The sequence below is a fragment of the Streptomyces sp. NTH33 genome, assembly GCF_003236365.1.
GTDB lineage: Bacteria > Actinomycetota > Actinomycetes > Streptomycetales > Streptomycetaceae > Streptomyces.
In genome coordinates this window covers 1-1,639 of record NZ_POTZ01000838.1, presented here as the reverse complement: position 1 = coordinate 1,639, position 1,639 = coordinate 1, and the positions used below count along the sequence as shown (strand labels likewise).

General features: G+C 73.2%; 1 protein-coding gene. It reads right to left on the bottom strand.

What is annotated here, in order from left to right:
* Positions 1-45: 45 nt before the first annotated feature.
* A complete protein-coding gene (locus C1I97_RS36820; RefSeq protein ID WP_111007228.1) occupies positions 46-1,602 on the bottom strand; it encodes a sugar ABC transporter ATP-binding protein in 1,557 nt (518 codons plus the stop codon).
* Positions 1,603-1,639 lie beyond the last annotated feature (37 nt).

The following is a 1,639-nucleotide window of genomic DNA, read 5'->3' as shown; positions in this document are numbered from 1 at the left end:
GCCTGGCGTCGGGTCCGTCCTGCTGGGCCGGGGTGGCGGGCTGCGTCATGACGTCACGCTCCCTTCCTCGGGTACGGACTGCGTGGACACGGGGCTTCCTTCCATCACCAGGTCGAGTACGCGGTGTTCGTCCAGTTCACGGGCGGGCGCCGTGTGGACGACGAGGCCCTCGCGGAGCACCAGGACGCGGTCGGCGAGCCCGAGCACCTCGGGCACCTCGCTGGAGACCATCAGGACGGCGAGGCCCTCGTCGGCGAGGCGGCGCACCACCGCGTACAGCTCGGCACGGGCGCCGATGTCGACGCCGCGGGTCGGTTCGTCGAGGAGCAGGACGCGGCAGCCGCGCAGCAGCCAGCGGGCGAGGACCGCTTTTTGCTGGTTGCCGCCGGAGAGGGTGCGCACGGGGACGTCGGGGTTGTCGGGGCGCAGGGAGAGTTCGCGGGTGGCCCGCCGGGCGGCGGCGCGTTCGGCGCCCCGGTCGAGCCAGCCGGCGCGGGCGAAGCGCGACAGCGTGGAGACGGTGACGTTGCGGGTGACGGACTCCAGCATCAGCAGGGCCTGCGCCTTGCGTTCCTCGGGGGCGAGTCCGAGGCCGGCGCGCACGGCGGAGCGCACGCTGCCGGGGCGCAGCGGCCTGCCGTCGACGAGGACGCGGCCCGCGCTGGGCCTGCGGGCGCCGTAGATGGTCTCCAGGATCTCGGAGCGGCCGGAGCCGACGAGTCCGGCGAGGCCGACGATCTCGCCGGGCCGCAGTTCGAGGTCGAGGGGGGCGAACTCGCCGTCGCGGGCGAGTCCTTCGACGGTGAGGACGGGTGGGGGGTGCTCGGTGCCGGCCTCAGGGCGCGGCGGGAAGACGTACTCGACGTTGCGGCCCGTCATCAGGGCGACGATCTCGCGGGTCGGAGTGGATTTCGCGGGCAGCCCGCCGGCGACGGCGCGGCCGTCCTTGAGGACGGTGACCCGGTCGCCGATGCGGCGGATCTCCTCCAGGCGGTGGGAGATGTAGACGACGGCGACGCCCGCGGCGGTGAGGTCGCCGACGATGCGGAAGAGGTTGTCGACCTCGTCGGGGTCGAGGGCGGCGGAGGGCTCGTCCATCACGATGAGCCGGACGTCGTGGGAGAGGGCCCGTGCCATGGAGACGACCTGCTGCTGGGCCGCGGACAACTCGCCGACGAGCCGGGCCGGGTCGATCTCGGGGTGGCCGAGCCGCTTGAGGAGGGTGGCGGTGGTGGAACGGGCGTCACGGCGGCGGACGACGAATCCGGCGGTGGTGGGTTCGTGGCCGAGGAAGACGTTCTCGGCGACGGACAGGTGGGGCACCAGGTCGAGTTCCTGGTAGATGGTGGCGATGCCCAGGCCCATGGCGGCGATCGGGGACTTCAGGGCGATGGGCTCGCCCCGCCAGGTGATCTGCCCGCCGTCGGGCTGGTGGGCCCCGGCGAGGACCTTGATGAGGGTGGACTTCCCGGCGCCGTTCTGGCCGAGCAGGCAGTGGACCTCTCCGGCCTGGACCTCCAGGTCCACTCCGTCCAGGGCGCGGACTCCGGGGAACGACTTGGTGATGCCGGACATGCTGAGCAGGGGTGGTTCTGGAGCCATGGCGGTTCCCCTCGGCGGATGCGGCCGGTCTCAGGGC